Here is a 1,258-nt window from a genome sequence, read left to right on the forward strand (position 1 = left end):
TAAATTGGAGAGTAATGACGACCTTAGCACGTTGCTGCGTGTGCGGCTTTATTATACTCATTCACTGGTGCAGCCCTGTCTTAGATTTAGTCCAAGTTACTAACGGTTTCGGTAAATCCTCTTCCAACCCCAACAGCGATGGTGTTGTCAACATTCTGGATTTGGTGTTCGTCGCCCAACAGTTTAACCCATAATCATACCCCAACCGTTCCCTCGCCAATAAAACCAATTCGCAACCGGATCCACGAAACAATTTCCTACATTTTCTCCTTACCGTCTGATATAATGAATTCATTGCGGTTCACTGGCTTAGAAGCCCAGAAATTCATTTAACTTCTTGGGGTCAAATGAGAATTGTCAACGCAATCCATCAAGGAGAACTATTATGGCAGACCGAATAGATATTCACCCTGACATTTGCAATGGACGACCTTTGATTGCTGGGACTCGCATCCCCGTTCAAACTATCATGGAGTTTTTGGGGGCTGGTGATTCCATAGATGAGGTCCTTGAAGCATATCCTTCTCTCAAAAGAGAGGACGTTTATGCTTGTATCCAATTCGCTGCTAAATTAATGGCAAATCATTACCAGATCCAAAAAATCGTATGAATGGCTATTGTAAAATAAATAGAACCATTGTGTGGTGAACAGATAGCAGATATGATACAATAAATCGACATTATGAAAAGGAGAACCGATATGGCTCAAAAAATACCCTTTATGAAACTGAGCGGTGCCGGTAACGACTTCGTCATCATTGATAATCGTGAAGGCGTTGTCCGATACGAAAATACCGATTTTGTCGAAAAGGTTTGTCAGCGCCGAATGTCCGCCGGTGCAGATGGCGTACTGCTCGTCGAAGATACGGATAAAGCGGATTTCCGGATGCGCTACTTCAACGCAGATGGCGGCGAGGCGGAGACCTGCGGAAATGGGGCACGATGCATTTCAAGGTTTGCCTATCTTAACGGCATCGTTTCGGAGCGAATGTCCTTTGAGACGCAAGCCGGCATCTACGAATCCGAAATTGTCGGCACTGATGTCAAGGTCCGTATGAGCGATCCAACGGACCTCCGATTGAACTTTCCGCTTCAGTTGGAAGATGGTGTCCACAACATCTCTTTCGCCAACAGCGGCGTTCCCCATGTCCTCTTTTACGCAGAAGATTTAGAGGGAACAGATGTGTTCGGGCTTGGCAGGCAGACACGCTACCACGACGACTTCAAACCTGCGGGGACAAACGCCAATTTTGTTCGG

Annotated in this window: 3 protein-coding genes; all 3 read left to right on the plus strand. The window is 46.0% G+C overall.

Annotation, left to right across the window (positions count from 1 at the left end):
• Positions 1 to 194: hypothetical protein (locus J4G02_09305; GenBank protein ID MCE2394769.1), on the plus strand; the 194-nt coding region annotated here is incomplete at its 5' end.
• Between the two features lie 191 nt (positions 195 to 385).
• Positions 386 to 610, plus strand: a complete 225-nt coding sequence (locus J4G02_09310) for a DUF433 domain-containing protein (GenBank protein MCE2394770.1) — start codon at positions 386 to 388, stop codon at positions 608 to 610.
• Positions 611 to 700: 90 nt separating this feature from the next.
• The coding region (dapF, locus tag J4G02_09315) for a diaminopimelate epimerase (GenBank protein ID MCE2394771.1) at positions 701 to 1,258 on the plus strand (558 nt) is incomplete at its 3' end.

The sequence above is a fragment of the Candidatus Poribacteria bacterium genome (assembly GCA_021295755.1).
Lineage (GTDB): Bacteria > Poribacteria > WGA-4E > WGA-4E > PCPOR2b > PCPOR2b.